We start from the raw sequence: 1746 nt of genomic DNA on the forward strand, positions 1-1746 counted from the left end.
TCCGCCAGTCCGCCCACTGCAGCCATCCCCTCCGCCATGCCCGGATTCAATCGCAGATGGCAGAACGAAACAACAGGGGTATTGAGGGATCGTTCAACGATCCTCTACCTTGTCGGGCACGGCTCACCGCTCCACCCTCCCCACAGCCGCTCCAGCACCCTCCGTCCCTCATCTGCGAGGTGCCCATGAGCACGACCCCACCACCCCGGTCGATACCGGCCGGCATACGCCCCGACCAGGGAGAACTGCCCGACGACAGCGGCGCGTTCGGCTGGCTGCGCGCGCTCGGCCCGCGCGGCAGGCGCGCCTTCGCCGGCGCCTTCGGGGGCTACGCCCTCGACTCGTACGACTACTTCACGCTGCCGCTGAGCATGGTGGCGCTCGCCGCGTACTTCGGCCTCGACAGCGGCCAGACCGGCCTCTTCACCACCGTCACCCTCGTCGTCTCCGCGGTGGGCGGGGCCATCGCCGGCGTCGTCGCCGACCGGATCGGGCGCGTGAAGGCGCTGATGATCACGGTCGTCACGTACGCGGTCTTCACCGTCGCCTGCGGATTCGCGCCCAACTACGAGACGCTGCTGGTCTTCCGCGCCCTCCAGGGCCTCGGTTTCGGCGGCGAATGGGCGGTCGGCGCGATCCTGGTCGCCGAGTACGCCACCGCCAAGAACCGCGGCCGCACGCTCGGCGCGATCCAGAGCTCCTGGGCCGTGGGCTGGGGTCTCGCGGTGATCGTCTACACCGTGGTGTTCCAGTTCCTGGACGACGACCTCGCCTGGCGCGTGATGTTCTGGACCGGCGCGCTGCCCGCGCTGCTCGTGGTCTATGTGCGCCGCAACGTGCACGACGCCCCGGAGGCCGCCGAGGAGCGGCGCAAGAGCGCCGACAAGGGGTCGTTCACGGCCATCTTCAAGCCGGGGCTGCTGCGCGTGACGCTCTTCGCGGTGCTCCTGTCCACCGGCGTGCAGGGCGGCTACTACACGCTGGCCACCTGGGTGCCCACCTACCTCAAGAGTGAGCGCGGCCTCACCGTCGTCGGCACCGGCGGCTACCTCACCTTCCTGATCTCCGGCGCCTTCGTCGGCTATCTGACCGGCGGCTACCTCACCGACAAGCTCGGCCGGAAGCGGAACATCACCCTGTTCGCGTTCCTCTCGGCGGCCAGCATCCTGGCGTACACGAACATCCCGGACGGGGCCAACGGCCTCCTCCTTGTGCTCGGTTTCCCGCTCGGCTTCTGCATGTCGGCGATCTTCAGCGGCTTCGGCTCGTTCCTCAGCGAGCTGTACCCGGCCGCCGTGCGCGGCNNTCGCCCTGCTCGGCCTCCCCGAGACGCGAGGGAGGGAGCTGCTGTGACCCACGGAGCCACAGAGGCCCGCGCGCGGTTCCGCGCGGGCGGGACAGGTCCCACCGCGGGTCAGGCGGCGGGCTTCACCCAGGCCAATCTCATCTCCGTGCCCGCCGACTGGGCCTACGACATGCTGCTGTTCTGCCAGCGCAACCCCAAGCCCTGCCCGGTGCTCGACGTCACGGACGCGGGCTCCTGGACCACCCCGCTGGCCCCCGGCGCCGATCTGCGCACGGATCTGCCGCTCTACCGCGTGTGGGAACACGGCGAGCTGCTGGCGGAGCCCACGGACGTCGTCGTCCACTGGCGCGACGACCTGGTGACGTTCCTCATCGGGTGCAGCTTCACCTTCGAGTGGGCGCTCGCCGACTCCGGAGTGCCGCTGCGCCACATCGAGCAGG

The 1746-nt window shown here is 70.0% G+C and carries 1 protein-coding gene and 1 pseudogene; both read left to right on the forward strand.

Going from position 1 to position 1746, the window contains the following annotated elements; translation table 11 throughout:
- Window positions 1-185: 185 nt before the first annotated feature.
- Window positions 186-1304: MFS transporter (locus AOK22_RS38045; RefSeq protein WP_055703211.1), on the forward strand; the 1119-nt coding region annotated here is incomplete at its 3' end.
- A 66-nt stretch (window positions 1305-1370) separates the two neighbouring features.
- Window positions 1371-1746 (forward strand): annotated as a pseudogene (locus tag AOK22_RS43540) (D-glutamate cyclase family protein); the annotation flags it as partial.

The sequence above is a fragment of the Streptomyces silaceus genome (genome assembly GCF_001419745.1).
Classification (GTDB): Bacteria; Actinomycetota; Actinomycetes; order Streptomycetales; family Streptomycetaceae; genus Streptomyces; species Streptomyces silaceus.